This is a genomic window from Azospirillum sp. B21 (assembly GCF_008364825.1).
Lineage (GTDB): Bacteria > Pseudomonadota > Alphaproteobacteria > Azospirillales > Azospirillaceae > Azospirillum.
In genome coordinates this window covers 479,055-505,139 of record NZ_VTTO01000002.1, presented here as the reverse complement: position 1 = coordinate 505,139, position 26,085 = coordinate 479,055, and the positions used below count along the sequence as shown (strand labels likewise).

Here is a 26,085-nt window from a genome sequence, read left to right as displayed (position 1 = left end):
TTCGCTTCCGCCGGTTTCACGAAAGTTACCGGCGCGTGCATCCCCCTAGATTCCGACAATTTTCAGTGAAGTTATCTTGCTTTGTCAACAAATCGCCGGATGCAGGCGTCTCAGGCGGTCCGTTTCCAGGCGACGGTCAGCAGCCCGGCCCCCATCAGCAGCGACCCGCCGACCCGGTTGACCGTGCGCTGCACCGACGGCGTCCGCACCGCGCGCCGCGCCGCCGAGGCCAGCAGGGCGTAACCGGCGGCGTTCAGCGTCGCCAGCACCAGGAAGGTCGCCTCCATCACCACCATCTGTTCGGCCAGCGGCCGGGCGGGGTCGAGGAACTGCGGCAGGAAGGCGACGAAGAAGACGATGCTCTTGGGGTTCAGCGCGGTGACGGCATAGGTGTGCAGCATCATGCGCCAGGGCCGGACCGCCGACTCGTCGGCCACCGTCTCGGCCTCCCGGACCGGCGCCCGCCACAGCTTGATGCCGAGATAGACCAGATAGGCGGCGCCGGCCCATTTCAGCAGGGTGAACAGCGCCGCCGAGGTCGAGAGCAGCACCCCCAGCCCCAGCATCGAGGCGGTCATCGCGGTGAAGTCGCCCAGCGCCACCCCCGCCACCGTTGCCATGGCCGATTTCCGTCCATGGCCCAGCGCATAGGAGACGACGATCAGCACCGTCGGCCCCGGGATCATCAGCATGACGGCGGACGCGGCGGCGAAGGCGAGCCAAAGGTCGGGGGACATGGGACGGGTCTCCGGTTAAGGCCAGGAACCCGTCCATCAATCCACAGCGCTGCGGCCGGCGCAATGGTCCCGGAGCCCGTGCGACCTCAGATCCGCCGCAGTGGACGCCGGGCGCTCCACACCCCGGCCAGGAAGGGCAGCGCCAGCAGGACCTGCAAGGCCGCCCAGCCCAGCGCTTCCCAGTTCGGCTGGGTCCAATCGACCTCGTGCAGGGCCTCCATGAAGGGAAGCTGGCCGTAGATCAGCGATTCGAGCGGGACGAAGCCCTCGGCCACCACGGTCAGCAGCGCACTCAGCAGCAGCCCGAAGCCCAGCAGCGACTCCACCGGCATGCGGCGGACGGCGCCGCACAGCCCGCGCGGCTCCCCATCGTCCACCGGGACCGCCGGGCGGAACAGGCTGGCGATGCCAAGCGCGTTGCGCGTTTCCGTCCCCACCGGGCGGCGGGCGGCGCGGACCAGCCCCAACGCCGGCAGCGCCACCGCCGGGATCAGCAGGTACGGGTTGGGGAAGTCGCGATAGCGGCCGTCGTAGATGATGAGAAGCGACCAGACTAGCGCCACGACGCCCAGCGCCACCGCGCTCCACCGGCCCACCCGCTCGGTGCGGGTCAGGGCCGGGCGGGCGTGGCGCAGGCCGACCAGCGGCTCGCGCGCCAAACCGCCGCTTGCCAGCGCGCGGTGGGCGGTCAGCAGCACCGCCAGCACAAGCGCGGCGGTCAGCGCCAGCATGACCACGGCCAGCGTGGTGTCCTGCCAGTAATGCTTGCCGTGCGCCGCCACGAAGCCGGCGCGGACATAAAGCGTGGACAGCGCCTGCGCCAGCAGGATCAGCACCACCCAGCCGGTGCCCGGCAGATGGCGGCGCAGCAGGGCCAGCCCGCCCAGCATAACCAACGCCAGCCCGCTGGACGCAGCGAACAGCCGGGGCCAGGCCACATTGCCCACCACCGGACCGGCCAGCGAGAATTTCGGCGTGCGGTCGGCATTGTAGAGGCCCCAATGGCCGCCGACGGTGCCCTCCAGCTTCGCCTTCCATTCCTGGTCGAAGGCCTCGATCACGTTGTAGTCGAAGCCCTCCTGCTCGGCCATGCGGACGAAGGCGTTGACGAACTTGGCCTTGTTGACCAGCCCCGGCACGGCGGCCCCGCGCGAGCGGCCTTGCGTCGGCCAGCCGGTCTCGCCGACCAGGATCGGCTTGCCCGGAAAACGCTGGGCGATGGTGCGGTAGCTGTGGCGGATGCGCTCGGTGGCGCCCTCGACGCCGGCCGGCACGTCCTCCCAATAGGGCAGCAGGTGGATGGTCAGGTAATCGACATGATCCGCGATCTGCGGGTATTTCAGCCACCATTCCCAGACATCGGCGTAGGACACCGGCTGCTTCACCGCCGCCTTGACCCGGTCGATGTAGCCGGTCACCTGTTCCGGCGTCAGTTCGCGCCGCAGCAGCACCTCGTTGCCGACGATGACGCGGGTGATGACGTCGGGATAGCGGTTGGCGAGGTCGATCAGCGAGGCGATCTCCGCCTCGTTCTTCTCGGCCTTGGAGGACAGCCACGCCCCCATGGTGACCTGGATGCCGTGCCTGCGCGCCATCTCCGGCACCACCTGGAGCCCTTCCAGCGAGGTGTAGGTGCGGATGCCCGCCACCTGCGGCGCCAATGCCGCGAGGTCCTCCTCGATCTGGGCATTGGTCGGGAAGACCTGGGTCAGCGGGCTCTGGCCGTCGCGGAAGGGGGCGAAGGACACGCTGCGCAGCTTGCCGCCCGGCGGCGGATCGAGCGGCACCGGGCGGTTCGGCAGGGACCAGACGGCGAGATTCGCGAGGCCGGCGACGAGGATCGCGGCGAGGATGAGGATCAGGCGCATGGGCGGGATGTCTACACCAAAGGCTTGACGGTTTGAACGGGGACCGTCGCACCAACAGGCCGGACGGCGATTTTATTCACCGGATCCGGACAGAAAATGGGCGCGCCCCCCGGAGGAGGCACGCCCAGTCGGTCAAGGATTGAGTGACGTGCCTTCGTCACGGATTGGTAAACGTGTGGGAGGGGGAGATTATTCCGAGGCAGGGGCGAAATTTGGCAAGGCTAGACCCCCACCCTAACCCTCCCCCGCCCAGCGGGGGAGGGTTAGGGTGGGGGTCTGACGCAGCCAAAAAGCCCCCATCCTCACCGCTCCACGAACGCCTTCTCGATCACGAACCCGCCCGGCTCGCCGTTGGTGCCCATGACGAAGCCGCGCTTTTCCATCATCGCGGTGGTCTCGGCCAGCATCGCCGGGCTGCCGCAGATCATCACGCGGTCCTTCTCGGCGTCCAGCTCCGGCAGGCCCAGGTCGCTGTACAGCTTGCCGGTCTCCATCAGCGTGGTCAGGCGGCCCTGGTTGCGGAAGGGCTCGCGCGTCACGGTGGGGTAATACAGCAGCTTCTCCTTCACCTGCTCGCCGAAGAACTCGTTCTCCGGCAGGCTGTGGTGGATCAGGTCGTCATAGGCCAGTTCCGCCACGGTGCGGGTGCCGTGGGTCAGGATCACCCGGTCGAACTTCTCGTACATCTCCGGGTCCTTGATGATGCTGAGGAACGGCGCCAGGCCGGTGCCGGTGCTCAGCAGATACAGGTTACGCCCGGGAAGCAGGTTGTCGGTGATCAGCGTGCCGGTCGCCTTGCGGTTCACCAGCAGCGTGTCGCCTTCCTTCAGGTGCTGGAGCCGCGAGGTCAGCGGGCCGTCCTGCACCTTGATGCTGAAGAACTCCAGCGTCTCCTCGTAATGCGCGCTGACGAGGCTGTAGGCGCGCAGCAGGGGCCGGCCGTCGACCTCCAGCCCGATCATGGTGAACTGCCCCGGCAGGAAGCGGAAGGACGGATCGCGCGTGGTGGTGAAGCTGAACAGCGTGTCGGTCCAGTGGTGAACGGTCAGCACGCGCTCTTTGATCAAGTTGCTCATGGGGGCGTTCCAAAACCTGTCGAGGCCAACTCCGTTGGCACTGTTCTAGCCATTGTCCGGGACGCTGCATCAGGTGGCCGGTGCGCAGACACGCAAGCGGAGCTGCCGCGACGCAACGGCCGAAACCTATCAACAAACCCGGTCGAAGGCCACGGATTTATACCAGTCAAATGACGGGCTTTCCGGCAAACAACACAAACACCGCCGTACAACATTGATCCCGGTCAATCGCCGTCTCACTCCGCGCTGGGCGGAGCGAACAGGTAGGGAGAGAGGCCGCGCAGGTTTTCATCGACGATAAGCCGATGATTCAGCGGCGGAAACGCCCGCTGCGAACAGTCCAGCCGCGGGCAGAGCCGGCAATTCACCCCGATCGGCGTGGCGGCATCGGTGTTGGACAGGTCGAATCCGTCCGCATAGGTGACCTGAGCCGCATGCTGGACATCGCAGCCGAGCGCGACGGCAAATTGCTGCGGCGGGCTGCGGTGGCCGCCGCCGGCCTTCACCACCGTGCGGGCGATGGAGAAATAGGCGGTGCCGTCCGGCATCTCCGCCATCTGGCTGTGGATCTTGCCCGGCGTGCGGAAGGCGTCGTAGACGACCCAGCGCGGGCAGCCGCCGCCGAAGCGGGCGAAATGGAAGCCTGCTCCGGAAAAGCGCTTGGACACGTTGCCGGCGCTGTCCACCCGCATGAAGAAGAAGGGCACGCCCTTGGCCCCCGACCGGTGCAGGGTGGTCAGCCGATGGCAGACCTGCTCGAACGACGCGTCGAAGCGCCGCCGCAGGATTTCGATGTCGTAGCGGACCTGGGTCGCCGCCTCGTGGAAGCGGGCGTAGGGCATCAGCACCGCCGCGGCGAAATAGTTGGCCAGCCCGATGCGGGCCAGACGCCGCGCCTCGTCGCCGGACAGGTTGGCGGCGTCGACGATGCCGTTCAGCAGGTCGCGGTGGCGCAGCAGCGCGATCTGGCAGGCGAGCTGGAAGGTACGTCCCGACGGCGCCAGCATCTCCGACAGCAGGATGCGCCGGCTGTGGCGGTCGAAGCGGCGCACGGCATAGCCCATCACCTCCGACGGCAGCAGGCGGACGCGCACGCTGTGCTGGGTGTTCAGCCAGTCGACCAACCCGCGATAAAGGTCGCCGCGCTCCAGCTTGCCGTCCTGCCACAAGCTTTCGGCCGCCGCCTCCAGATCCGGGAAATGGTTGGAATGGATCTGGAACAGGTCGCGCACCTCGTCCTGCGGAAAGCCGGCGCTCTGCACCAGATGCAGCTTCTCGCGGTCGGCCACCCGCTCCGCCAGCGCCTGCAGATCGTCGCGCGCCCCGCGGAAGCCGCGATAGAGCGCCACCACCGCCTGCCCCAGCGTCGGCGCCACCGCCGCCAGTTCGCGGAAATCCTGGTTCTTGATGTCGGAGCCGTCGAACAGCGGATCGGCGAATACCTCGCGCAGGCCCGCCACCAGCCGGCTTTCCTCATCCTCGGCGAAGGCCTGGAGATCGACGCCGAACTGGTGGCCCAATTTCAGCAGCAGAGGCACCGTGACCGGGCGCTGGTTATGCTCGATCAGGTTCAGATAGCTGGGGGAGATGCCCAGCTGCTCCGCCATCTGGGCCTGGGTCAGGCCGTGGTCGCGGCGCAGGCGGCGGACCTTCGGACCCAGCATCGCCTTCTTTTCCATGGTCGCCACCGCGCCTCTCCGATTTACAAGATTTACCGATTTACAGGATTGTGAAAACGGCAGTTTACAAACGGACCTTTTTACAAACAAGGGCTTATTGCAACGCACCCGGGCCGGGTTTAAGTCTTGGTTCACGGCCGCGCTGTAAAGCGCAAGCGGCCCCGAAGACACCGGCGGCAGAGCAAGGGCGGGAGGAAACGCCACTGCGCACAACCGGTTGTCGGGACCGACAAAAGGCCCGCCCCGAGACCCCAGTTCCGCCCCGATCGACCGGGCGCACCGGACAATAAGGAACCTGACCCATGTCGCTCGATGAAAAGACCAAGGCCGCCATCCACGCCGCCCGTTACGAGGGCATCCGCCGCGACTACACCATGGACGACGTCAAGCGTCTGAGCGGCTCGGTCAAGATCGAGTACACGCTGGCCGAGCTGGGCGCCCGCCGGATGTGGGAGCTGCTGAACACCGAGCCCTACATCAACACGCTGGGCGCGCTGACCGGCAACCAGGCGATGCAGGCGGTCAAGGCCGGCCTGAAGGCCATCTACCTGTCGGGCTGGCAGGTCGCCGGCGACGCCAACACCGCAGGCCAGATGTACCCGGACCAGAGCCTGTATCCGGTCAACTCGGTCCCGGCGGTGGTCGAGCGCATCAACAACGCCTTCAAGCGCGCCGACGAGATCCAGACCTCCGAGGGCAAGGGCGACACCTACTGGTTCGCGCCGATCATCGCGGACGCCGAGGCCGGCTTCGGCGGCCCGCTGAACGCCTTCGAGCTGATGAAGTCGATGATCAAGGCCGGTGCGGCCGGCGTGCACTGGGAAGACCAGCTGGCGTCCGAAAAGAAGTGCGGCCATCTCGGCGGCAAGGTCCTGATCCCGACGCAGCAGCACATCCGCACGCTGAACGCCGCCCGTCTGGCCGCCGACGTCTGCGGCACCTCGACCCTGGTGATCGCCCGCACCGACGCGGAGTCGGCGCAGCTCATCACCTCGGACATCGACGAGCGTGACCATCCCTTCATCGATTTCGACGCCGGCCGCACCACCGAGGGCTTCTTCCGCCTGAAGAAGGGCATGGGGGTCGATCACTGCATCGCCCGTGGCCTGTCCTACGCGCCGTATTCGGACCTGATGTGGTGGGAGACCTCCAAGCCGAACCTGGACGAGGCGCGCCGCTTCGCCGAGGCCGTGCACAAGCAGTTCCCGGGCAAGATGCTCGCCTACAACTGCTCGCCGTCCTTCAACTGGAAGGCCAACCTGGACGACGCCACCATCGCCAAGTACCAGCGCGAACTGGGCGCGATGGGCTACAAGTTCCAGTTCGTCACGCTGGCCGGCTTCCACAGCCTGAACTACTCGGCCTTCACGCTCGCCAAGGGTTACGCCGAGCGCGGCATGGCCGCCTACTCCGAACTGCAGCAGGCCGAGTTCGCGGCCGAGAAGGACGGTTACACCGCCACCAAGCACCAGCGCGAAGTCGGCACCGGCTACTTCGACGCGGTCGCCACGGCGATCTCCGGCGGCACCTCCTCGACCACCGCGTACAAGGACTCCACCGAGGCTGACCAGTTCCATTGATCGCAGGTTCCGATCATCGGGATTGGTCCGTGATCCGGTGTGCGAGCCGGATCTTTTCGAACGGCTGATGCTTTGACTTGCCGACGGCCGGGGGCCTTCCCCCCGGCCGCTTTTTTGTGCCCAAACGATTTTGAAGCCGTTCATTCGGGATAAGCCGTCGGCGAAGCCACGCCCCTATGGTATGGCAGACCTGCGCCGCATCAACCGGTGGTACGGCCCGGCTGGGCCGAAAGTCTTGAACGGGGCTGGAAAATACCGCCAAATCCCTTGCCGGAGCGCGGATCGGCAGGCCGGCAGCCTTGGGTGCGGCGCGGAATCCGTTGTTGACTTGGCACCGCATCGGGACCAATTAAGTCCGCATGCTGAAAACAAACCGATCCGGGACGTAAAGGTCCCACACGCCGGCACCCCGATCTCGGGCCACCGGCGGGCGGAACTGGCCGCCGCGCATCCCCTTGCGCGGCGATGACCGTTTCCCGACCGCCCCCCTGCTCCGGCGGGGCCCCAGCGGGTTCTCCATTGGTCGACATGCCATCGGAGATGATCCGGCGTTCTTTGGTGAAACGATGAAAGGACAAGACAGTATGGATCAATCGCTCGCAGGAAAGTCCATCGCCATCCTCGTCTCCAACGGCTTCGAAGAAGCGGAGATGACCGAGCCGCAACGCGCCCTGATCAAGACCGGCGCCACGCTGCGTACCATCTCCACCGAGACGGGTCTGGTCAACGGCTGGCACGGCAAGTCCTGGGGCCATTACTTCCCGGTGGACAAGCATCTGAGCGAGGCGCTGGGCGCCGACTTCGACATGCTGCTGCTGCCGGGTGGTGAGCGCAGCGTGGCGAAGCTGCAGCAGTCGGCCCACACCCGCCGCATCGTCGGCCATTTCCTGGATGCCGGCAAGCCGATCGCCGCCATCGATCAGGGCATCCAGCTGCTCGCCATTCCCGGCAAGCTGCGCGGCCGTCTGCTGGCCGCTCCGGAAGCCTACCGCGCCGACCTGACCGCCGCCGGCGGCCGGATCAGCGACGAGGCTCTGGTCGTCGACGACATCACGGTCTCGGCCTTGGGCCAGGACCAGCTGAACGAGTTCGTCGAAGCCGTGGTGAAGCTGTTCACCGAGCTGGGTTCGGTTCGCAAGGCCGCCTGACCTCCATCCTCAGCCGGTCCCGAAACGGCCGCCGCACCAACCGGGTGCGGCGGCCGTTTCGTTTTCGGGCCGGTTCTTTCCCAGACTGTGACCATTGCCCGACCTCTCCGATTTCCGACGAAATTACTCGCCTTCCGCGTTGATAATTTTAAACGTTCGGATTAGTAAGGTTGAGGGTCGAACAATACCTTCGGGCGGGATGATGTCTTGCCGAAGGCTTGGCGGGGATGCAGGCAAAATGGCTAAAATTCGTGCGTTCGGGCGCCTCACCATCCGCGCCAAGATCATCGTCGCCGTGCTGGGCACCGTGGTGATGGCCGGCGCCTTCGGCCTGTTCACGCTCAGCCGGCTGGAAATCCTAAACAATGCCGCGGAAACCATGCGCAGCCGCTCGCTGCCGGCGACCCAGCTGGCCGGTCAACTGACCTCCGCCGCGCAGAGTCATCGCATCGCCGAAGCCGCCTATGCGCTTGCCACCAACGAGATGCAGGTGAACCAGGCGGAAAAGGGCTGGGCCGACGCGGTGGCCGAGGTCACGGCCCGCAGGCAGGAAGCCGGCACCCGCTTCACCGCCGGGGAAGGGGCGGCGCGGCTGGCGGCGTTCGACGAAGCCTGGACCGCCTATGCCGCCGCCGCCGACCGGGTGCGCGCCCAAGCCCGCGACGGCAATGCCCAATCCGCCGTCAGCGTCTTCAAGCGCCCCAGCGCCGTCGCTTTCGCCCGCGTGCAGGAGACATTGGACGCGCTGGTCGACGGCGCGATGGCCGATGCCGGCGTCGTCGCCGACCAGGGGGCGGAGGTTTACAACAGCGCCCACGGCATGGTGCTGGGCGGGGTAACGCTTTGCACCCTGCTGGCGCTGGGCTTCGGCGTCGTACTGGTGCGCGGCATCTCCCGCCCGATCCTAGACGTGGCGAGCGCCCTGGAGCGGCTGGCCGCCCGCGACTTCTCCGCCAGTTTCGAGGAAGGCCGCCGGGACGAGATCGGCCGCATGGCGACCGCCGCCCGCGTCTTCCGCGACACCATGCTCGACACCGAACGCCTGCAGCAGGAGCAGGAGCGGCTGAAGACCGCCGCCGCCGAAGAACGCCGCCGCGAACTGCGCAATCTCGCCGACGGCTTCGAAGCGACGGTGAAGCGGCTGGTCGAAGCGCTGTCGGCCTCCACCGCCGAGATGGCCGCCGCCTCCACCGCGATGGCGGAGGGTGCGGCCGAGACCGCGCGCCATTCCGACGCGGTGTCGTCCGCCGCCGGTCGCGCCTCGGCCAATGTCGACAGCGTCGCCGCCGCCACCGCCGAGCTGTCGGCCAGCTTCGCTGGCATCGCCCGTCTGGTCGCCGATTCCGCCGGCATCGCCGCCGACGCCACCCGCGATGCCGAACGCAGCACCGCCGTGATGGGCAGCCTCGCCGAAGCGGCGGAGGAGATCGGCAAGGTGGTGGACATGATTTCCGGCATCGCCGGCCAGACCAACCTGCTGGCGCTGAACGCGACCATCGAAGCGGCGCGGGCGGGCGAGGCCGGCAAGGGCTTCGCCGTCGTCGCCAGCGAGGTCAAGCAGCTCGCCGGCCAGACCGCCAAGGCGACCGCCGAAATCCAGGCCCGCATCGCCGAGATCCAGACCGCCTCGGGCACGGCGGTCGACACCATCGGCGCCGTCACCCGCACCATCACCCGGATCAACGAGATCGCCGCCGAGGTCGCCACGGCGGTGGAGCAGCAGTCCGCCGCCGTGGGCGAGATCGCCGCCAACATCCAGGACGCCGCCGACGGGACCCGCACCGTCTCCGACAACATCGCCGCCGTCACCGCCGCCGCCGCATCCGCCGAAGAGGCGAGCGGCGTGATGGTGCGCTCGGTGGATACGGTGACCGGCGATGCGGGGCGGATGCGGCAGGAGGTGGACGGGTTCCTGGGGGCGCTGCGGGCGTCGTAACTGGCAGGAACGAATCCGCCGAGGATTTCCCTCTCCCCCTGGGGAGAGGGTCAGGGTGAGGGGGCAGCACAGGCGCAGCCTTTGCCAGGGGATTGCCAAGGGGCAGTATGCCCCTTGGCGGCGCGCTAAGCGCGCCGGCCCCCTCCCCCTCCCCACCGCTTCGCGGCGGGTCCCCTCCCTCTCCCCGCTATCAGCGGACCGTAGGTCCGCCTGTCGCGTCAGCGCAAACGAAGTTTGCGCGAAAGCGGGGGAGAGAGGGCTTTAAGCCTGCTTCGCGTCGATGATCCCCCGACGAACCGCCCGCGTCTTGGTGAAGTGGTCCTGCAGCTGCTCGCCCTCGCCCCAGCGGATGGAGCGCTGCAGCGCCGTCAAATCCTCGGTGAAGCGCTGCAGAATCTCCAGCACCGCCTCGCGGTTGTTCAGGAAGATGTCGCGCCACATCACGGGGTCGCTGGCGGCGATGCGGGTGAAGTCGCGGAAGCCGCCGGCGGAGAACTTGATGACCTCGGACTTGGTGTCCTCCTCCAGGTCGGACGCGGTGCCGACGATGGTATAGGCGATCAGGTGCGGCAGGTGCGAGGTGATGGCCAGCACGCGGTCATGGTGGTTGGCCTCCATGATCTCCACGGTGGAACCGACGCGGCGCCACATCTCCGTCACCCGCGCCAGCGCATGGCGGTCGGCACCGGTCGCCGGGGTCAGGATGCACCAGCGGCCCTGGAACAGGGTGGCGAAACCGGCCTCCGGACCGGAATGCTCGGTGCCCGCCACCGGATGGCCGGGGATCAGGTGGACGCCGTCCGGCAGATGCGGCCCGATGTCGCGCAGCGTCGCCTGCTTGACCGACCCGACATCGGTGACGATGGTCCCGCGCTTCAGCAACGGCCCGATGGCCTCGCCCACCGCGGCGAAGCTGCCGACCGGAGTCGCCAGCACCACCAGCTCCGCACCCGCCAGCGCCGCCGCCAGATCGGTGGTGGCCTCCGCCACGATGCCCAGTTCCAGCGCCTTGGCGCAGGCATCCGGGTTGCGGTCGGCGCAGACGACCTGCCGCGCGATCCCATACTCCGCCAGCGCCCGCGCCAGGGAGGAGCCGATCAGACCGATGCCGACGATGGCGACGCGGTCGAACAGGGGGCCAGGGACGGAAGCGGTGTCGGTGTCGGTGGTGACCATGACGCGGGGTGTCCCGAAAGCGGGTTGAACGGCAGTGTAGGCAAGGGAAAAACCGTCCCGTTTAAACCACCTCGCACCCTCCGGACCAAGCGATTCTTTCCGGCACGGACCCTCAGCCGTCGTTGCGCGTCATCTCCGCCCGCAGTGCCTCGGCCAGCCGCTGGAAGGTCTCCTTCCGGCCGGAGGTGCGGCGCCAGGCCAACGCGATGCGGCGGCCGGGCCGGTCGCCGGCCAGCGGGCGCACCGCCAGGTCCAGCCCGCGCAGGATGCCCGAATCGACCGCCATCTGCGGCAGCAGCGTCACCCCCAGCCCGTTCGCCACCATCTGCACCAGCGTGTGCAGGCTAGTGCCCTGGAAGGCGGTGTTGTGCGGCGTGGCGTCCAGCGCACAGGCGGCCATGGCGTGGTCGCGCAGGCAATGCCCGTCCTCCAGCAGCAGCAAATCCTCCGACGGAACCGCGACGGGCTGCGCGGGATCGCTGCCGCTCAGCCGGTGGCCGGTGGGGCAGACGAAGGAGAAACGGTCCTCCGCGATGTCCTCCGTCTCCAGATCGCCCATCGGATAGGGCAAGGCCAGCAGGGCCGCGTCGAGCTTGCCGGCGTTCAGCTGGTCCAGCAGGCGGGCGGTCTGGTCCTCGCGCAGATACAGGCGCAGGCGCGGGAAGGCCTCGCGCAAGGCCGGCATCACGCGGGGGATCAGGAAGGGACCGATGGTCGGGATCACCCCCAGATGCAGGGCGCCCGACATCGGGTCGGCGGCGGAGCGGGTGATGTCCACAAGCTCCTCCGCTCCCTTCAGCAGCTGGCGTGCCCGTTCCGCGATCTCGCGGCCGAGCGGTGTCGGCAGAACCGAACGGCGCGTGCGCTCCACCAGCGTTGCGCCCAGCAGGTCTTCCAGTTCCTGCAGGCCGGCGCTGAGCGTGGATTGGCTGACGAGGCAGGCCTCCGCCGCCTGCCCGAAATGGCAGCGGTCGACGACGGCGACGAGATAGCGGAGCTGGCGCAGGGTGGGGAGCGGCTTCATGCCGGGATATGTAATCGGATTTATCGATCAGTTCAATTGGTATTTTCTACTTCTCTTGATCACAGATTTCCCGTATTCCTCCTTGGGTCAACGGGACAACGGAACGACGCCTCACCCCAGCCACCTGATACAGCCCCCCTTGTTCGACCCGGTGCGCCGCACTAAGTCGGGCATGTCACGGCCACCGGCCGGGGATCGAGGCGACAACCATTCATCGCACCCCATCGGAGAACACTAATGTCCTTGATCAACAGCGAGATTAAGCCCTTCAAGGCGACCGCGTACAAGAACGGCAAGTTCATCGACGTGACCGACGCCGACCTGAAGGGCAAGTGGTCGGTCGTGTTCTTCTATCCGGCCGACTTCACCTTCGTCTGCCCGACGGAACTGGAAGACCTGGCCGACAACTACGCCGAATTCCAGAAACTGGGCGTCGAGATCTTCAGCGTCTCGACCGACACCCACTTCTGCCACAAGGCTTGGCACGACACCTCGCCGGCCATCGGCAAGATCGGCTACACCATGATCGGTGACCCGACGCTGGCCATCAGCCGCAACTTCGAGGTTCTGATCGAGGAAGTCGGCCTGGCCGACCGCGGCACCTTCGTCGTCGACCCGGACGGCAAGATCCAGATCGTCGAGATCACCGCCGGCGGCGTCGGCCGCGACGCCAAGGAGCTGCTGCGCAAGGTCAAGGCCGCCCAGTACGTCGCCGCCCACCCGGGCGAGGTCTGCCCGGCCAAGTGGCAGGAAGGCGAGAAGACCCTCGCCCCGTCGCTCGACCTGGTCGGCAAGATCTAAGGGTCCTTCGGGAACCCAAAGGATCGGGGGCCGGTTCCGGCCGGCCCCTACCCTCCGCCTTCCGGCGGGTGTTTATCGCAGTACCCTTGCCGGCCGGAACGGCCGCAGGGCGGTTTCCACGGGCCGGTTCCAAAGCCCTCCCGTGACGGGTTTCGTCGTCGGTTTCCCCATCCCCGCGAAGGCGGGCACCCAGACGCCGCGCTTTTTGTCGCAGTCCTTTCAAAGTCTGGATCCCCGCCTGCGCGGGGAGGACGATGACGTTTCGAACTCTTCACTGTTTCAAAACCGGACCGCCTGCCCGACCGGCTCTTCCGATTCGGGCCACCATTTTCTCCGCCCGGACCGCCGCCATATCAGGCAGGCGATCCGCCCCGGACACGAGACGTTGGGAAAGAGAGCCATGCTGGACGCCAATCTGAAGACGCAGTTGAAGGCTTACCTGGAGCGCATCACCCATCCGATCACGCTGGTCGCGTCGCTGGACGACGGGGCGAAGTCGCAGGAGATGCTCGGCCTGCTGGAAGACATCGCCTCGCTGTCCGACAAGATCACGCTGGACCGCAACGGCGCCGACGCCCGCCGCCCCTCCTTCGCGATCAACCGCAACGGCAGCGACATCGGCGTCACTTTCGCCGGCCTGCCGATGGGGCATGAGTTCAACTCTCTGGTGCTGGCCCTGCTGCAGGTCGGCGGCCACCCGTCGAAGGAGTCGGAGGAGCTGCTGGAGCAGATCCGCAACCTGGACGGCGATTTCCGCTTCGAGACCTATTTCTCGCTGTCCTGCCAGAACTGCCCTGACGTGGTCCAGGCCCTGAACCTGATGAGCGCGCTGAACCCGCGGATCAAGCATGTCGCCATCGACGGCGCGCTGTTCCAGCAGGAGGTCGAGCAGCGTCAAGTGATGGCCGTCCCCACCGTCTTCCTGAACGGCGAGCCCTTCGCCCAGGGCCGCATGGACGTGGCGCAGATCGTCGCCAAGCTGGACACCGGCGCCGTCGCCCGTGCCGCCGAGAAGATCAAGGCCAAGGCCCCCTTCGAGGTGCTGGTGATCGGCGGCGGCCCGGCCGGCGCCGCGGCCGCCATCTACGCCGCCCGCAAGGGCATCCGCACCGGCGTGGCGGCCGAACGGTTCGGCGGTCAGGTGCTCGACACGATGGCGATCGAGAACTTCATCTCCGTCTCCCACACCGAGGGGCCGAAGCTGGCCGCGGCGCTGGAGCAGCACGTCAAGGACTATGAGGTCGACGTGATGAACCTGCAGACCGCCACCGCCCTGGTGCCGGCCACGCAGGAAGGCGGCCTGATCGAGGTGAAGCTGGCCAGCGGCGCGTCGCTGAAGTCCCGCACGGTGGTGCTGTCGACCGGCGCCCGCTGGCGCTCGATGAACGTTCCGGGCGAGGCGGAATACCGCAACAAGGGTGTGGCCTACTGCCCGCACTGCGACGGTCCGCTGTTCAAGGGCAAGCGCGTGGCGGTGATCGGCGGCGGCAACTCCGGCGTCGAGGCGGCGATCGACCTTGCCGGCATCGTCTCGCACGTCACGCTGATCGAGTTCGACAGCCAGCTGCGTGCCGACGCGGTGCTGCAACGCAAGCTGCACAGCCTGCCCAACGTGACCGTCATCGTCTCGGCCCAGACCACCGAGGTGCATGGCGACGGCAACAAGGTCGTCGGCCTGTCCTACAAGGACCGCAGCAGCGGCGAGCTGAAGCGGGTGGAGCTGGAAGGCATCTTCGTGCAGATCGGCCTGGTGCCGAACACCGAATGGCTGAAGGGCACGCTGGCGCTGACCCCGCGCGGCGAGATCGAGGTGGACAACCGCGGCCAGACCTCACTGCCCGGCGTGTTCGCCGCCGGCGACGCGACGACGGTGCCGTTCAAGCAGATCGTCATCGCCATGGGCGAGGGTGCGAAGGCCGCGCTGGCCGCCTTCGACCACCTGATCCGCACAGTGCCTGCCGAGGAAGCCGTGCGGGAGACCGTCGCGGCGGAGTGAGTGAAGTCCCCCTCTCCCCTCCGGGGAGAGGGTCAGGGTGAGGGGGCAGCACAGGCTCCAGCCTGTGCCAGGGGATTGCCAAGGGGCAGTATGCCCCTTGGCGGCGCGCTGTCGCGCGCCGGCCCCCTCACCCTCCCCACCGCTACGCGGCGGGTCCCCTCCCTCTCCCCGGGGGAGAGAGGGCGGTTATCCCTTCTTGACCGCCGCCTTCTCCTTGTCCACCACGTCCAAAATCCGCTGCAGCGCCTCGGTGCTCAGCGGCGACTCCATCGTCAGCCCATCCCCGAACTTGCGCAGCGCGCCGATGGCGCGGCGCCGGGCGATGAAGTCGTCGTCGCCCGGCTCGAACGGCTCGACCACCGGACCCTTGTAATAGCCGCCGCGGAAGCCCCACTGGCGGCGCCCGTCGGCGCGCCATTCGCTGCCGTCGGACAGCACCATGCAGCGCCCGCCTTCGGTGTAGCGTTCCACCGTTGCGGTGGATTGCGGAATGGACTGGCCGCTGCGGATGGTCACGCGGTCGCCGACGCGGAAGCTGGCGGCAGTGAACATGCTGTCTCCCCAATTGGCGCTGGCCCTCTCAACCGGACCGGAGCGCCGCAAAAATTCCGAAGACGCTGTTTTCCACCAGTTGCCCCGGCAAATCCAGCCCTACAACGCGAAACTCGCCACCACCGGCGCATGGTAGCTGACCGGCGAGGGCTCGTCGGCGTGATCGACCTCGTCGGTCAGATCCTCGTTGTGGATGGCGACCTCCTGCAGCCGTTCGGTCAGCCGCGGCGAGGTCATCAGATGGTCCAGAAGCACCGGCGTGCCGGCATGCAGGACGGTGTAGCGCCGCTCGTCGGGGATCGCCTGCTCCAGCGGCTCCAGCACGCGGTTCGCCAGCTCCGGGTTGCCGGTGAAGTCGGGGGCGGCGCGGATGATGCGGACGGCGGTCTGCTCCAGGTCGGCGTTGCAGTCGCCGGCCACCACGATGAGCGCGTCGGGATCGGCGTCGAACAGCTGGTCGACCGCCATGCGTGTTTCCAGCGCCTGCCCCGTCCGCTTGATCGAGGCGAGATAGAAGCCCTCCGCCCAGCCGGACGCCGTCTTCCAGGTCTGGGCATCGGCCTTCTGCCCCGGCACGGGGGCGGCGATCGGGGCGCGCAGATGCAGGTCGAAGACATGCAGGATGCGCCCCTGCGGCATCTCCACCTCGGCATGCAGCACCGGCCGGTCCCAGCCGACCTCCGTCTCCGTGTCCGGCGCCGGGTCGGCGGTGGCGAGGCGAACGCGGGCCGGCGGCACCAGATGGTGGCGCAGCAGCCGCGCCGCCCGGATCGGCCAGCGGCTGACGATCACCGGGTTGTGGCGGTCGGCCGGCGACGGGGCGTCGCCCGCGGTGACGTGGTAATCGGCATAACGCGTGCCCTCCAGCAGGCGGGTCAGCGCGCGCAAGGTCCGCGGTTCGCTCTTCACCGGGTGCTGGGCGTCGACCTCCTGCAGGCAGAGGATGTCGGCCTCCAGCCGCTCCAGCTGGGGGCGCAGGGTGGCGATCCGCGCCTCGAAGGGCGGCTCGTCGGCATCGTCGTCCAGGTTTTCCAGGTTGAAGGTGGCGATCCGGAACAGCGTGTCGGCCATGAAGGGCTCCGCGGAGGGACGGCGGGTGTCGGCGGCGCGCCCATGGATGAGGGCTGTCGACGACCGGTCGAGCTTATCAGAACAGCTCGACGTCGCCTTCGATCCGCGTCCGGCCCAGATGTTCCATGTAGGACGACTCGTTGCGGGCGATGTCGTGCAGGGTCTCGTCGCCGATCAGCCGGCGCTGGCTGCGCCCGCTGGTGGGGAAGAATCGCACGCCGCGGGGGCTGGCGCCGCCGACGTCCCAGCTGACGGTGGGAATGCCTTCCGTCGCCAGATACTCCATCACGAATTCGACGTTGCGCTGGCCGATGTTGGCGGTGCGCAGCGTGGTCAGGTTCACGTTGGCGCCGCCGAACACCTTGGCGCGCAGCCGGTCGCGCCGGCCGGTGACCGCCAGCAGACGGTTGATCAGTTGTTCCATCGCCGTGGCGCCGTAGCGGGACGACAGCGACAACGCGTCCGTGCCGGCATCGGGCAGCAGGAAATGGTTCATGCCGCCGATCTCCGCCACCGGATCGTACAGGCAGGCGGCGACGCAGGAGCCCAGCGTGGTGGTGATGACGACGTTCGGGTCGTCGGTGACGACGCAGCCGCCGACGACGATGTTGACGACCTCCGCCCCCAGCCGCCGGTCGTGATAGCGGTTGGCGGCGACGTCCTGCCGTTCCAGCCTGCGGCGCAGGGCGCTGCGCGCGGTAGAGGTGCTGGAAATGGCTGTCATCATCGGGTCTGGCACTCCCGCTGCAGAGTGGGGACGGACATGGATCGGATGGACGGGCATTCAATCCGCCTGCCGACCGGCCTGCGGACCAATTTGTACCGGATCGACTTTGCCTTGCATTTTACCGGACACGTCATAGTCGAACGTATGACCTATGTCAGTCAATAGGTTAAAACCCACCGCTCCAATAGCCCGCTCTGCAACGCACGGGCGTCCGCGGCCCAGGCACGCGCGTCGGGCGGGATGGCGGTCACCCGGCGATCCAGCGCGGCGTCCATCGCCGCCCGCCGCCGGGCATCGGCGATGAACAGAACGAAGCCGAGCCGCTGGCCGCTGGTTGCCGTCAGCAGCCCGGCCAAGCCCTTAACATAGGCCAGGGTCCCGGATTTGGCCCGGATGCCGGGCGGCAGCGCCTTGCCGTCCTCCTCCCCCGGCAGCAGGTCCCACAGCGCCGGCCCGCCGGCCCGCAGCAGCGCCGCCATCTGCCGTGGCGTGGCGCGCGATCCGGTGCCCAGCCCCGAATGATTGGCCAGCCGCAACCCGCCCCACCCGGCCCCGTCCAGCGGTTGCCGTGCCAGCAGGCCCTGCAGCAGCGCCGCGGAACGCCCGAGCGTCGCCACGGCCGGATCCAGCCGGCGCGCGGCGGCCAGCCCGATCACTTCCGCCGACAGGTTGTTGGAATGGCGCAGAAGCCCGCGGACCAGTTCCGCCAGCGGCAGGCTGTCCAGGGTCGCGATCGGCATCGCGGCGGCCGGCGCCTGTCCCGGCAGGGGCGGCGGCAGGGCGATGCCGGCCTCGGCGGCCAACCGGCGGAACAGCGTGGCGGCGGCCAGGCCAGGCCGGGCCACCGGCACCCAGGCCGCCCCGGCCTCCCCCGTTGCCGGCGGCGTCATGCGCCAGCGGTCCGCCCCGTCCGGCAGCAGCGGAAAGCGGCCGCCCGCCGCCATCGGCAGGACGGTGACGCTGTCCAGCGGCAGCCGTCCGGCATCGGCGACGGTCAGCGCCTCCGGCCCGCCCCGGCCGCCGCGCCCCCAGCTCAGCAGGGCGCGGTTGTAGTTCAGCGACAGCGCCCCGGCGCCCGTGTTGTAGGGAGCGGCCCAGGGCTGGCCGGAATCGATCTCCGCCAGTTCGGGCAGCAGCGTGGCGTCGTAGAGGAAGCGCCCTTCCACCCGGCGAAGCCCGGCGGCACGCGCCTGGTCGAGCAGTTGCAACAGCCCTTCCGTCGCCAGGGCCGGATCGCCGCCGCCCTGCAGGATCAGGTCGCCGCGCAGCACCCCGTCGGTGGACAGCCCACCGCCGGATAGCCCACCGCCGGATAGCCCACCACCGGATAGCCCGCCACCGGATAGCCCGCCGCCGAGCAACCGCGTGGCGAATCGGTGGTCCGGTCCCAGCAGGGCCAGCGCCGCCGAGGCGGTCGGCAGTTTCGCCACAGAGGCCGGGATGAAGGGGGTGTCGGCCGCCCGCGCCTCCACCGCCCGGCCGCTGTCGGGGTCGAACAGGATATAGCCGAGCGCGGTGCCTTCGGATCCCCGACCCTCGTAATCAATGGTTGCAGCATAGGAAGGCCGCGCCACTGCGGGCAGAGCAAGGCAGCCGAGCAGGCCAAGGAACGGACGGCGGCCCAGCGGCATCGCGGGCAGGCGGCGCTTCGAATCGGGACGGTCGGAATCGGGAAGGACTGTCAAGGTTCGGGTCTTTCCGCTTCTGATGCAGGATTTCATAAAGGATTTTCGGGAAAAATCGCTGGAAATCGCGAACAGGGACGCAGCCGGCAGCAGTCCGACAGGGGCAGGCCGAAGGGGGATGGCATGGCGATGTCCAAGCGGCGCGAGGCGCGCTTCGAAGTGGTGGTCGAACAGGGCGGCAAACCCAACATCGACGGCGTCTTCGATGACGAGAAGTCGGCTACGGAGCGCGCGAACTTCCTGCTGCGCCTTGCCAAGTTCCCGGTGGTGCGGGTGGTGAAGGTCACCGGCACCGGCCGGGAAGAGACGATCTTCCAGAAATCCTCCTCCGGCGGCGCCAAGCTGACCACCATCTCTCCGATCGAAGAGGCCAACCTCTGCACCAGCGTGCTGCAGGTCTTTTCCTTCGACAGCCGGATGACCCTGCTGCGGCTGCTGCGCGGTTATTGGGACGACCAGGGCGTCATTCCGTCCGAGCAGCTTCATCGCTACTATCCGTTGCGCTACTTCGAGCGGGAGGCATTGCTGTTCAACCCGTCGGTCAGCCGGCTCGCCGCCATCCAGGCGCCGATGCTGGGGCTGAAGCCGCATGAACGCTACGACCAGATCATCCGCCTGTTCGCCGGGCTGAAGGAACTCGCCCAGGCGTCCGACACGCTGGCCCCCTTCGATCAGGCGCTGATGCGCGGCGGGATTTCCGGCCTGCTGCTGGCCGCCGTCGACCGCCCGGCGGAGGAGCGCGACCGTATCGTCACCCACGCCTTCGGCACGCTGCTGGAGCCGCAGCGCGAGTGGGGAGCCAAGCTGGCGGCCGTCCTGCGCCTGCACCGGGAAGGCGACGGCGAGAACAGCCGGCTGGTGGACGAATTCACGGCGGAGATCGTCGACGGGCGGGAGCCGATTCGCGCGCTGATCGGCTACGCGCCCGACCTGGGATCCGCCATCCTGGCGCTGCTGGCCACCCTGCGCGGCGACCTGGACGACCGCCTGCCCCACACCGAGCCGCTGCTTGCGCTGTCGAACGTGCTTGGGTCCGATGGAACGACAACCGGCTTTCCCCGAACGCGTGAGGCTCTGCTCAACCGCATCCGCGGCGGGTTGGACGGGCTGACGCCGCTGACCCGCACCGGGCTGTCCAGCGACGCCCGCGTCTTCGGCGCGATCGTCGACGGGATGATCGCCTTCGACGGCTTCATGGGCGGTCCGGCCATGGCGGAATCGCTGACCCGCCGCGGCAAGACGGTGTGGGCGGTCGGCGGCAGCGACCTGCCCTTCGAGGAAACGATGATGCGGCTGGCCGGACGCTTCAACACCGCGGCCGGGCGGCTGGGCTACCTGCTGGACCTCGGCACCAGCGCCTACGGCCACCGCAAGATCAGCACCGTCATCCAGCATGTCGCCGACGAGTTCGGCCGGGTGAAATCGGCCGCCGAGCTTGCCGCCCCCGGCGCCTCGCTCCAGGAGGTGCGCGAGGGGCTGGGCCGCCGCCTGCGTGCCGCCGGCATCCCCCGGGTCCTGGCCGACGGTCTGATCGCCAAGATCGCCGCCATCCCCGACGAGCAGCGGATGTCGGTGACCGGCAGCGGCATCCTGGCCGGATCGCGCCTCGCGCCTCTGGTGGCGGGGGTGACGGTCGACCTGCAGGCGCCGCCCGCGCCGCGCCTGACGCTGAGCTTCCAGGGCCGGTCGGTCGCTCTGCCCGACGCCGGCGGCGACATTGTGATCGGCCGCGCAGCCGAATGCGGCATCGTGCTGGACCATGCCTCCGCCTCGCGCCGCCATGCGGTGGTGCGGCTGCGCGACGGCGCCTTCACGCTGGAGGATCTCAGCCGCAACGGCACCCGCCTGGTGCGGCAGAACGGCGAGCAGCGCCTGCTGAAGCTGGGCGACGTGGTGCCGCTGTCCGGCCGGGGGGAGATCGTCATCGGCTCCCTCGACCTCGGCGAACATCCGGCGCGGATCGCCTGGGACGCATCGGGACGTTGAGGGATCAGTCGCCGGCGCAGGCCTCGGCCAGCCGGGCGTCGGCGGCACGGCTGGCACGGTCGTCCAGCATCGCCACCGCCCACACGGCCAGACCGCCCAGCGCCAGCGCCGAACCGACCCAGCCGGTGGAGGTCCAGCCCCAGCCGGCGGCGATCGCCATGCCGCCCAGCCAGGGGCCGAGCGCGTTGGCGGCGTTGAAGGCGCTGTGGTTCAGCGCCGCGGCCAGCGTCTGCGCGTCCTCCGCCACATCCATCAGCCGGGCCTGCAGCGGGGTGCCGAGCCCGCCGCCGCAGCCGATCATGAACACCACGACCGACACGAGCCAGACATTGCCGGCGGCAAAGGGATAGAGCGCCAGCGAGCCGGCGCTCCACAGCAGGAGGAAGGCGACGGTCGGCATCAGGGCGCGGTCGGCGGCCCAGGCGCTGACCAGCGTGCCGACGGTCATGCCGGCGCCGAACACCGCCAGCACCACCGGCACCGCCGACGGCGAAACCTGCGTCAACTCCATCAGGGTCGAGGCGACATAGGTGTAGACGGCGAACATGCCGCCGAAGCCGATGGCGCCGATGCCCAGCGTCAGCCAGACCTGCCGCCGCTTCAGCGCGCCCAGTTCGCGCAGCGGGCTGGCGTCCGGGTGCGGGCGATCGCTGGGGGCGAAGATCCAGACCAGAAGCACGGTCAGCAGGGCCAGCAGCCCGACGACGCCGAAGCCCCAGGGCCAGCCCAGCGCCTGCCCGATCCAGTTCGCCATCGGCACGCCGACGATGGTCGCCACCGTCAGCCCCAGCATGGTCCGCGACACCGCCTGCGCCCGGCGCTGCGGCGGCACCAGAGACGCCGCGACCAGGGCGGCCACACCGAAATAGGCGCCGTGCGGCAGGCCACTCAGGAAACGGAAGACCAGCATCCATCCATAGGACGGCGAAAAGGCGCTGGCCACATTGGCGATGGCGAAGACCGCCATCAGCCCGATCAGCAGGGTTCGCCGCGACAGCCGGGCCGCCAGCACCGCGATCACCGGCGCGCCCACCACCACGCCCAGCGCATAGGCGCTGATGACGTGCCCGGCGGTCGGCTCGTCGATGCCGAGGCCCTGGGCGAAATAGGGCAGCAGGCTCATCGTCGCGAACTCGGTCGTTCCGATGGCGAAACCGCCCATGGCGAGCGCCAGAAGCACCAGCCCGGGATGGGCCGGGGCCGCCTGTGCCCCGGCACGCATGTCGCCGTGATGGCCGGCAGAAGCCATGGTCGTTTCTCCGCTGTCGCCGCTTGATGTAAGGAATTCTGGAACCCGGCGGTCAGGGGACGGAAAACGACCGGGACAGGGTCAGGATATTTGCCCCGCCCGTGCTGAGGCAATCCGCCGCAGGCCGCCAATTTCGCAGATGCGAGATGAGCGACGGGCATGGCTCGGGGGTGGGGGGACAATCCCCTCTCCCCCCTGGGGAGAGGGTCAGGGTGAGGGGGATGCGTGGTGAGGATTCCCGCAAAGGCACGCGGTGCATCCCCCTCACCCTCCCCACGCCTAAGGCGCGGGTCCCCTCCCTCTCCCCGCTATCAGCGGACCGTAGGTCCGCCCGTCGCGTCAGCGCAAACAAAGTTTGCGCGAAAGCGGGGGAGAGAGGGCATTCACGCGCCCCTCGGAAATCCTACAGCAGATCCTTGAACAGCGGCATTTCCGGCGCCTTCGAGCCCTTGCCCTGCTTGCGTGGGGCGGACTTGCGTTTCGGCTTGTCCTCGGCCTTGGCGGGCTGCTCCACCGGCAGTTCGGGGGCCGCCATCGGCATGGGCAGTTCGGCCACCGGTTCCGGCGCCTCCTGCGGCGAAGCGGACTCAGGCTCCGGCGTGGCGGCGACTTCCGGCACCGCTTCTGCCACCGGCTCCGCTGGCGGCACAACCTCCGGGGTCAGCCCCGGCGCAAGCTCGGGCACGGCTTCCGGCGCGGCCTCCGTTTCGGCGGCCGGTTTCGCGGCCTTTTTCCTGGAGGGTCGGCGCGGCGCGACGCCGACGCCTTCCTTGGCCCGCTGCTTGCCCATGTCGCGCGCCTGGGCTTCCGGCGCCTCGGGGTCGTCGGTCAGCCATTTGCGGCGCTTGATGACCTCGTTCACGCGGCCCTGGTTGACGCCCAGTTGGAAGGCGATCTCCTGCTGGGTCATGTTCGTGGTTTCGTGCAGATGCAGGATCTCGGTGGCCAGTTCCGGCGTCATCTTGCGTCCGGTCAGGCGCCGCGCCGGGCGGATGGAGCGCTGGCTGCGGTCGCGCGCCCTCAGGGATTCCAGGATCTCCAGCGCCGCCGTGTTGCCTGCCGCCTTCAGCGCGTCCTCGAATTCCTTCAGCGTCGCCATAAGCTTCCCTCCCCCTGTCACCGGCCCCTGTCGCCGGGCGGTCCCCGCTGCAACCGGCAGGATCACAGATAGTTCGTCCCATGGCGACGGAAAAGCCGCAATGGACATTGGGATAAGCGTTGTTGGCGTGACAAGCGCTGGCGTGACAAGCGCTGGCTCAGGCGGGAAAGCGCAGGTCGATCCGCGTACCGGCGCCGTCGGCGGGGCCGTAGGTTAACTGGCCGGACAGCTGGGCGGCCAGGCTCTGGATGATCTTCCAGCCCAGGCTGGGCAGACGCAATACGTCGACTCCCTCCGGCAAACCGACGCCGTCGTCGGTCACCCGCAGGTGCAGATGGCCGGGATGGTCCGGCACGGCATGCAGTTCGATGGCGACGATCCCGCCCTCGCGGCCGACGAAGGCGTGCTTCAAGGCATTGGTCAACGCCTCCACGATCAGCAGGGCCAGGGCCAGCAGCCGTTCGGGCGACTGCGGCGCCGCCCCGACCAAGACGCGGCAGGTGACGTCGGGCTTGCCGGCGGCCTCCAGCATATCCCGGCACAGCGCTTCGATGTGGCGGCCGAAATCGTCGCCGGACCGGGGGTCGTGCAGGCGCCGGTGCACCCGCGCCATGGTGTCCAGCCGCCGCCCCGCCTCCTCCAGCGCCGCCATCGCCCCTTCCGGCGACCGGCCGACCGACCGCCTCTGCAAGTCGAGGACCGATGAGACGAACTGCATGTTGTTGGCGACCCGGTGCTGAAGCTCGTGGAACATGGTGGTCTGCGCCGCCAGCAGGGACGCGGTGCGGGCACGCTCCTCCTGAAGGCGGGCCAGCGTCACCTGCATGCCGTAGATCAGCGCGATGTCCACCGTGACGATCACCGCATAGAAGGTCAGCGCCAACCCGCTGGAGGCATTCAGCGTGAAGGTTTCGTAGGGCGGAATGAAGAAGTACCAGGCGGCCAGCCCGGAGAGCACCGCCGTCACCACCCCCGGCCCCAGCCCGACGATGAAGGTGGTCAGGATCACCGCCGGGAAGAAGGTGAGATAGGGGAAGCCGGACGGAAGGATGCCGTCGACGGCCCAGCGCAGCAGCAGGGCGATGGCAAAGGTCGTCAGCCCTGCGCCATAGCGCAATGCTGGACCGCGCCGCAGCAGCGAAAAGCGCGCCACCCGCTGCCAGACCGCCCGAACCGACCCCATCGACATCCCGTTCCCGCGATTGCCGACGCTAACATATCACCGGCATCCGGCGCTTGTAGGGTCCGTCTGCCGATAACGCACGAAAATTCTCAGGCCCCGCCCGTGACCAGTATCGGGCGAAGCGCAACCTCTGGCTTCGCCGGGGGAGAGGGGATTTGTCCAAAGCTGTTCACATCTCCGCCACATCCGTTCAAGGACGCGGGGCACTTTGTTCAATCCGCTGAGCGATTGTCGGCCTTGCGCGGCGGCCGGGGACCATGCCCCGCCCCGGCGTCCCTAGAATGAACAAGGCTGAAGGAGCCACGCCCCGTGAAGACCCGTCTGAGCGCGCTCGCCATCGCGGCCACCCTGTCCGTCTCCGCTCTTGCCCTGTCCGGCACCGCCCAGGCCGGCGCCACCTTCGACGGCGTGAAGCAGAAGGGCTACGTCCAGTGCGGCGTCAATCTGGGCCTCTACGGCTTCTCGGCGCCGGACGACAAGGGCAAGTGGTCGGGCCTGGACGTCGACGTCTGCCGCGCCGTCGCCGCCGCCATGTTCGGCGATGCCGAAAAGGTGAAGTACACCCCGCTGTCGGCGCAGCAGCGCCTGCCGGCCCTGCAGTCCGGCGAGATCGACATCCTCGCCCGCAACACCACCCGCACCCTGACCCGCGACACCGCCAACGGCCTGAACTTCGCGCCGACCAACTACTATGACGGCCAGGGCTTCATGGTGTCGGCCAAGCTGGGGCTGAAGAGCGCCAAGCAGCTGAACGGCGCCACCGTCTGCGTCCTGCCGGGCACCACGACCGAGCAGAACGTCGCCGACTTCTTCCGCGCCAACAAGATGACCTTCAAGCCGGTCGTCATCGAGAAGAACGAGGAGCTGCACAAGGCCTTCTTCAGCGGCCGGTGCGACGCCCTGACCTCCGACGCCTCGCAGCTGGCCGCCATCCGTGCCGCCGAGACGCCGAACCCCAACGACTACGTCATCCTGCCGGAGCTGATCTCCAAGGAGCCGCTGTCCCCGGCCATCCGCCAGGGCGACGAGGAATGGGCGAACCTGGTGACCTGGGCCTTCTACGCCATGGTTCAGGCCGAGGAGAAGGGCATCACGTCGGAGAGCGTCGACAGCGCCATGACCTCCCCCGATCCGGACGTGAAGCGCCTGCTGGGCGTCACCGCCGGCAACGGCAAGGCGCTGGGCGTGGAAGAGAACTGGGCGTTCAACGTCATCAAGCAGGTCGGCAACTACGGCCAGAGCTATGAGCGCAACGTCGGCACCGGCTCCAAGCTGAAGATGCCGCGCGGCCAGAACGCGCTCTACACCGAAGGCGGCATGATGTACGCCCCGCCGCTGAAGTAAGGCGGAGTTCCCTCTCCCCCCGCTCACGCGCAAACTTCGTTTGCGCTGACGCGACAGGCGGACCTCCGGTCCGCCGAAAGCGGGGAGAGGGTTAGGGTGAGGGGGATGCGCGGCAGGACCTTCGGGAAAGCCACGCAATGCATCCCCCTCACCCCGCCCCTCTCCCCG

The 26,085-nt window shown here is 68.4% G+C and carries 20 protein-coding genes; 7 read left to right on the top strand and 13 right to left on the bottom strand.

Features of this window, described 5'->3' with window-relative positions; translation table 11 throughout:
* Positions 1-110: 110 nt before the first annotated feature.
* The 4 genes from FZ983_RS07025 to FZ983_RS07010 all read right to left on the bottom strand — a co-directional run bounded on the left by FZ983_RS07025 (position 111) and on the right by FZ983_RS07010 (position 5,360).
* Complete coding sequence (locus tag FZ983_RS07025; protein ID WP_149222844.1) at positions 111-737, bottom strand: LysE family translocator; 627 nt, start codon at positions 735-737, stop codon at positions 111-113.
* An 86-nt stretch (positions 738-823) separates the two neighbouring features.
* Positions 824-2,605, bottom strand: a complete 1,782-nt coding sequence (locus tag FZ983_RS07020) for a glycosyl hydrolase family 17 protein (protein ID WP_149222843.1) — start codon at positions 2,603-2,605, stop codon at positions 824-826.
* A gap of 302 nt (positions 2,606-2,907) precedes the next feature.
* A complete protein-coding gene (locus tag FZ983_RS07015; protein ID WP_014189844.1) occupies positions 2,908-3,681 on the bottom strand; it encodes a ferredoxin--NADP reductase in 774 nt (257 codons plus the stop codon).
* 236 nt (positions 3,682-3,917) lie between these two features.
* Positions 3,918-5,360 (bottom strand): short-chain fatty acyl-CoA regulator family protein, encoded by a 1,443-nt coding sequence (locus tag FZ983_RS07010; RefSeq protein ID WP_149223073.1) that lies wholly within the window; start codon positions 5,358-5,360, stop codon positions 3,918-3,920.
* A gap of 302 nt (positions 5,361-5,662) precedes the next feature.
* Here FZ983_RS07010 and aceA point away from each other — a divergent pair, with 302 nt between their 5' ends.
* The 3 genes from aceA to FZ983_RS06995 all read left to right on the top strand — a co-directional run bounded on the left by aceA (position 5,663) and on the right by FZ983_RS06995 (position 10,024).
* On the top strand, positions 5,663-6,940 hold the full coding sequence (gene aceA / locus FZ983_RS07005) for an isocitrate lyase (protein WP_014189846.1): 1,278 nt from the start codon (positions 5,663-5,665) through the stop codon (positions 6,938-6,940).
* 584 nt (positions 6,941-7,524) lie between these two features.
* Positions 7,525-8,088: a DJ-1/PfpI family protein gene (locus FZ983_RS07000; RefSeq protein ID WP_042697580.1), complete on the top strand. Its 564-nt coding sequence runs from the start codon at positions 7,525-7,527 to the stop codon at positions 8,086-8,088.
* Between the two features lie 238 nt (positions 8,089-8,326).
* Entirely contained in the window at positions 8,327-10,024 is a 1,698-nt protein-coding gene (locus tag FZ983_RS06995) for a methyl-accepting chemotaxis protein (protein ID WP_149222842.1), read from the top strand.
* 261 nt (positions 10,025-10,285) lie between these two features.
* On the opposite strand, the gene FZ983_RS06990 is transcribed toward FZ983_RS06995, so the two are convergent.
* Both FZ983_RS06990 and FZ983_RS06985 read right to left on the bottom strand, forming a co-directional pair.
* Entirely contained in the window at positions 10,286-11,200 is a 915-nt protein-coding gene (locus tag FZ983_RS06990) for a prephenate/arogenate dehydrogenase family protein (protein WP_149222841.1), read from the bottom strand.
* Positions 11,201-11,312: 112 nt separating this feature from the next.
* Positions 11,313-12,224, bottom strand: a complete 912-nt coding sequence (locus FZ983_RS06985) for a hydrogen peroxide-inducible genes activator (RefSeq protein ID WP_149222840.1) — start codon at positions 12,222-12,224, stop codon at positions 11,313-11,315.
* A 237-nt stretch (positions 12,225-12,461) separates the two neighbouring features.
* Here FZ983_RS06985 and ahpC point away from each other — a divergent pair, with 237 nt between their 5' ends.
* Together ahpC and ahpF are read left to right on the top strand one after the other, a co-directional pair.
* Entirely contained in the window at positions 12,462-13,025 is a 564-nt protein-coding gene (gene ahpC, locus FZ983_RS06980) for an alkyl hydroperoxide reductase subunit C (RefSeq protein WP_149222839.1), read from the top strand.
* A 400-nt stretch (positions 13,026-13,425) separates the two neighbouring features.
* The gene (ahpF, locus tag FZ983_RS06975; protein ID WP_149222838.1) at positions 13,426-15,021 is read left to right on the top strand and encodes an alkyl hydroperoxide reductase subunit F; all 1,596 of its coding nucleotides are present in this window, start codon (positions 13,426-13,428) and stop codon (positions 15,019-15,021) included.
* Between the two features lie 186 nt (positions 15,022-15,207).
* Here the strand turns inward: ahpF and FZ983_RS06970 are convergent, their stop codons facing one another.
* From FZ983_RS06970 to FZ983_RS06955, 4 genes are all read right to left on the bottom strand, one after another.
* The gene (locus FZ983_RS06970) at positions 15,208-15,573 is read right to left on the bottom strand and encodes a hypothetical protein (protein WP_149222837.1); all 366 of its coding nucleotides are present in this window, start codon (positions 15,571-15,573) and stop codon (positions 15,208-15,210) included.
* A gap of 99 nt (positions 15,574-15,672) precedes the next feature.
* Positions 15,673-16,644 carry an endonuclease/exonuclease/phosphatase family protein gene (locus tag FZ983_RS06965; RefSeq protein ID WP_149222836.1) on the bottom strand — a complete coding sequence of 324 codons (972 nt, stop codon included), beginning with the start codon at positions 16,642-16,644 and terminating at the stop codon, positions 15,673-15,675.
* A 76-nt stretch (positions 16,645-16,720) separates the two neighbouring features.
* Positions 16,721-17,371, bottom strand: a complete 651-nt coding sequence (locus FZ983_RS06960; protein WP_149222835.1) for a chemotaxis protein — start codon at positions 17,369-17,371, stop codon at positions 16,721-16,723.
* Positions 17,372-17,529: 158 nt separating this feature from the next.
* The gene (locus tag FZ983_RS06955) at positions 17,530-19,056 is read right to left on the bottom strand and encodes a D-alanyl-D-alanine carboxypeptidase (protein ID WP_247883636.1); all 1,527 of its coding nucleotides are present in this window, start codon (positions 19,054-19,056) and stop codon (positions 17,530-17,532) included.
* 123 nt (positions 19,057-19,179) lie between these two features.
* Between FZ983_RS06955 and FZ983_RS06950 the strand changes: the two genes are divergently transcribed.
* Positions 19,180-21,042: an FHA domain-containing protein gene (locus tag FZ983_RS06950; protein ID WP_149222833.1), complete on the top strand. Its 1,863-nt coding sequence runs from the start codon at positions 19,180-19,182 to the stop codon at positions 21,040-21,042.
* A gap of 4 nt (positions 21,043-21,046) precedes the next feature.
* On the opposite strand, the gene FZ983_RS06945 is transcribed toward FZ983_RS06950, so the two are convergent.
* The 3 genes from FZ983_RS06945 to FZ983_RS06930 all read right to left on the bottom strand — a co-directional run bounded on the left by FZ983_RS06945 (position 21,047) and on the right by FZ983_RS06930 (position 24,579).
* The gene (locus FZ983_RS06945) at positions 21,047-22,291 is read right to left on the bottom strand and encodes an MFS transporter (protein WP_188092259.1); all 1,245 of its coding nucleotides are present in this window, start codon (positions 22,289-22,291) and stop codon (positions 21,047-21,049) included.
* Positions 22,292-22,694: 403 nt separating this feature from the next.
* Positions 22,695-23,390, bottom strand: a complete 696-nt coding sequence (locus tag FZ983_RS06935) for a hypothetical protein (RefSeq protein WP_149222832.1) — start codon at positions 23,388-23,390, stop codon at positions 22,695-22,697.
* A gap of 157 nt (positions 23,391-23,547) precedes the next feature.
* Positions 23,548-24,579 (bottom strand): DUF4118 domain-containing protein, encoded by a 1,032-nt coding sequence (locus tag FZ983_RS06930; protein WP_247883635.1) that lies wholly within the window; start codon positions 24,577-24,579, stop codon positions 23,548-23,550.
* Between the two features lie 303 nt (positions 24,580-24,882).
* On the opposite strand from FZ983_RS06930, the gene FZ983_RS06925 reads away from it, so the two are divergent.
* On the top strand, positions 24,883-25,917 hold the full coding sequence (locus FZ983_RS06925; RefSeq protein WP_149222830.1) for an amino acid ABC transporter substrate-binding protein: 1,035 nt from the start codon (positions 24,883-24,885) through the stop codon (positions 25,915-25,917).
* The last annotated feature ends 168 nt before the right edge of the window (positions 25,918-26,085 follow it).

Coding starts and splice junctions, on each gene's coding strand:
- FZ983_RS07025 (WP_149222844.1), bottom strand. CDS start 737: ATGTCCCCCGACCTTTGGCTCGCCTTCGCCGCCGCGTCCGCCGTCATG.
- FZ983_RS07020 (WP_149222843.1), bottom strand. CDS start 2,605: ATGCGCCTGATCCTCATCCTCGCCGCGATCCTCGTCGCCGGCCTCGCG.
- FZ983_RS07015 (WP_014189844.1), bottom strand. CDS start 3,681: ATGAGCAACTTGATCAAAGAGCGCGTGCTGACCGTTCACCACTGGACC.
- FZ983_RS07010 (WP_149223073.1), bottom strand. CDS start 5,360: ATGGAAAAGAAGGCGATGCTGGGTCCGAAGGTCCGCCGCCTGCGCCGC.
- aceA (WP_014189846.1), top strand. CDS start 5,663: ATGTCGCTCGATGAAAAGACCAAGGCCGCCATCCACGCCGCCCGTTAC.
- FZ983_RS07000 (WP_042697580.1), top strand. CDS start 7,525: ATGGATCAATCGCTCGCAGGAAAGTCCATCGCCATCCTCGTCTCCAAC.
- FZ983_RS06995 (WP_149222842.1), top strand. CDS start 8,327: ATGGCTAAAATTCGTGCGTTCGGGCGCCTCACCATCCGCGCCAAGATC.
- FZ983_RS06990 (WP_149222841.1), bottom strand. CDS start 11,200: ATGGTCACCACCGACACCGACACCGCTTCCGTCCCTGGCCCCCTGTTC.
- FZ983_RS06985 (WP_149222840.1), bottom strand. CDS start 12,224: ATGAAGCCGCTCCCCACCCTGCGCCAGCTCCGCTATCTCGTCGCCGTC.
- ahpC (WP_149222839.1), top strand. CDS start 12,462: ATGTCCTTGATCAACAGCGAGATTAAGCCCTTCAAGGCGACCGCGTAC.
- ahpF (WP_149222838.1), top strand. CDS start 13,426: ATGCTGGACGCCAATCTGAAGACGCAGTTGAAGGCTTACCTGGAGCGC.
- FZ983_RS06970 (WP_149222837.1), bottom strand. CDS start 15,573: ATGTTCACTGCCGCCAGCTTCCGCGTCGGCGACCGCGTGACCATCCGC.
- FZ983_RS06965 (WP_149222836.1), bottom strand. CDS start 16,644: ATGGCCGACACGCTGTTCCGGATCGCCACCTTCAACCTGGAAAACCTG.
- FZ983_RS06960 (WP_149222835.1), bottom strand. CDS start 17,371: ATGATGACAGCCATTTCCAGCACCTCTACCGCGCGCAGCGCCCTGCGC.
- FZ983_RS06950 (WP_149222833.1), top strand. CDS start 19,180: ATGGCGATGTCCAAGCGGCGCGAGGCGCGCTTCGAAGTGGTGGTCGAA.
- FZ983_RS06945 (WP_188092259.1), bottom strand. CDS start 22,291: ATGGCTTCTGCCGGCCATCACGGCGACATGCGTGCCGGGGCACAGGCG.
- FZ983_RS06935 (WP_149222832.1), bottom strand. CDS start 23,390: ATGGCGACGCTGAAGGAATTCGAGGACGCGCTGAAGGCGGCAGGCAAC.
- FZ983_RS06930 (WP_247883635.1), bottom strand. CDS start 24,579: ATGTCGATGGGGTCGGTTCGGGCGGTCTGGCAGCGGGTGGCGCGCTTT.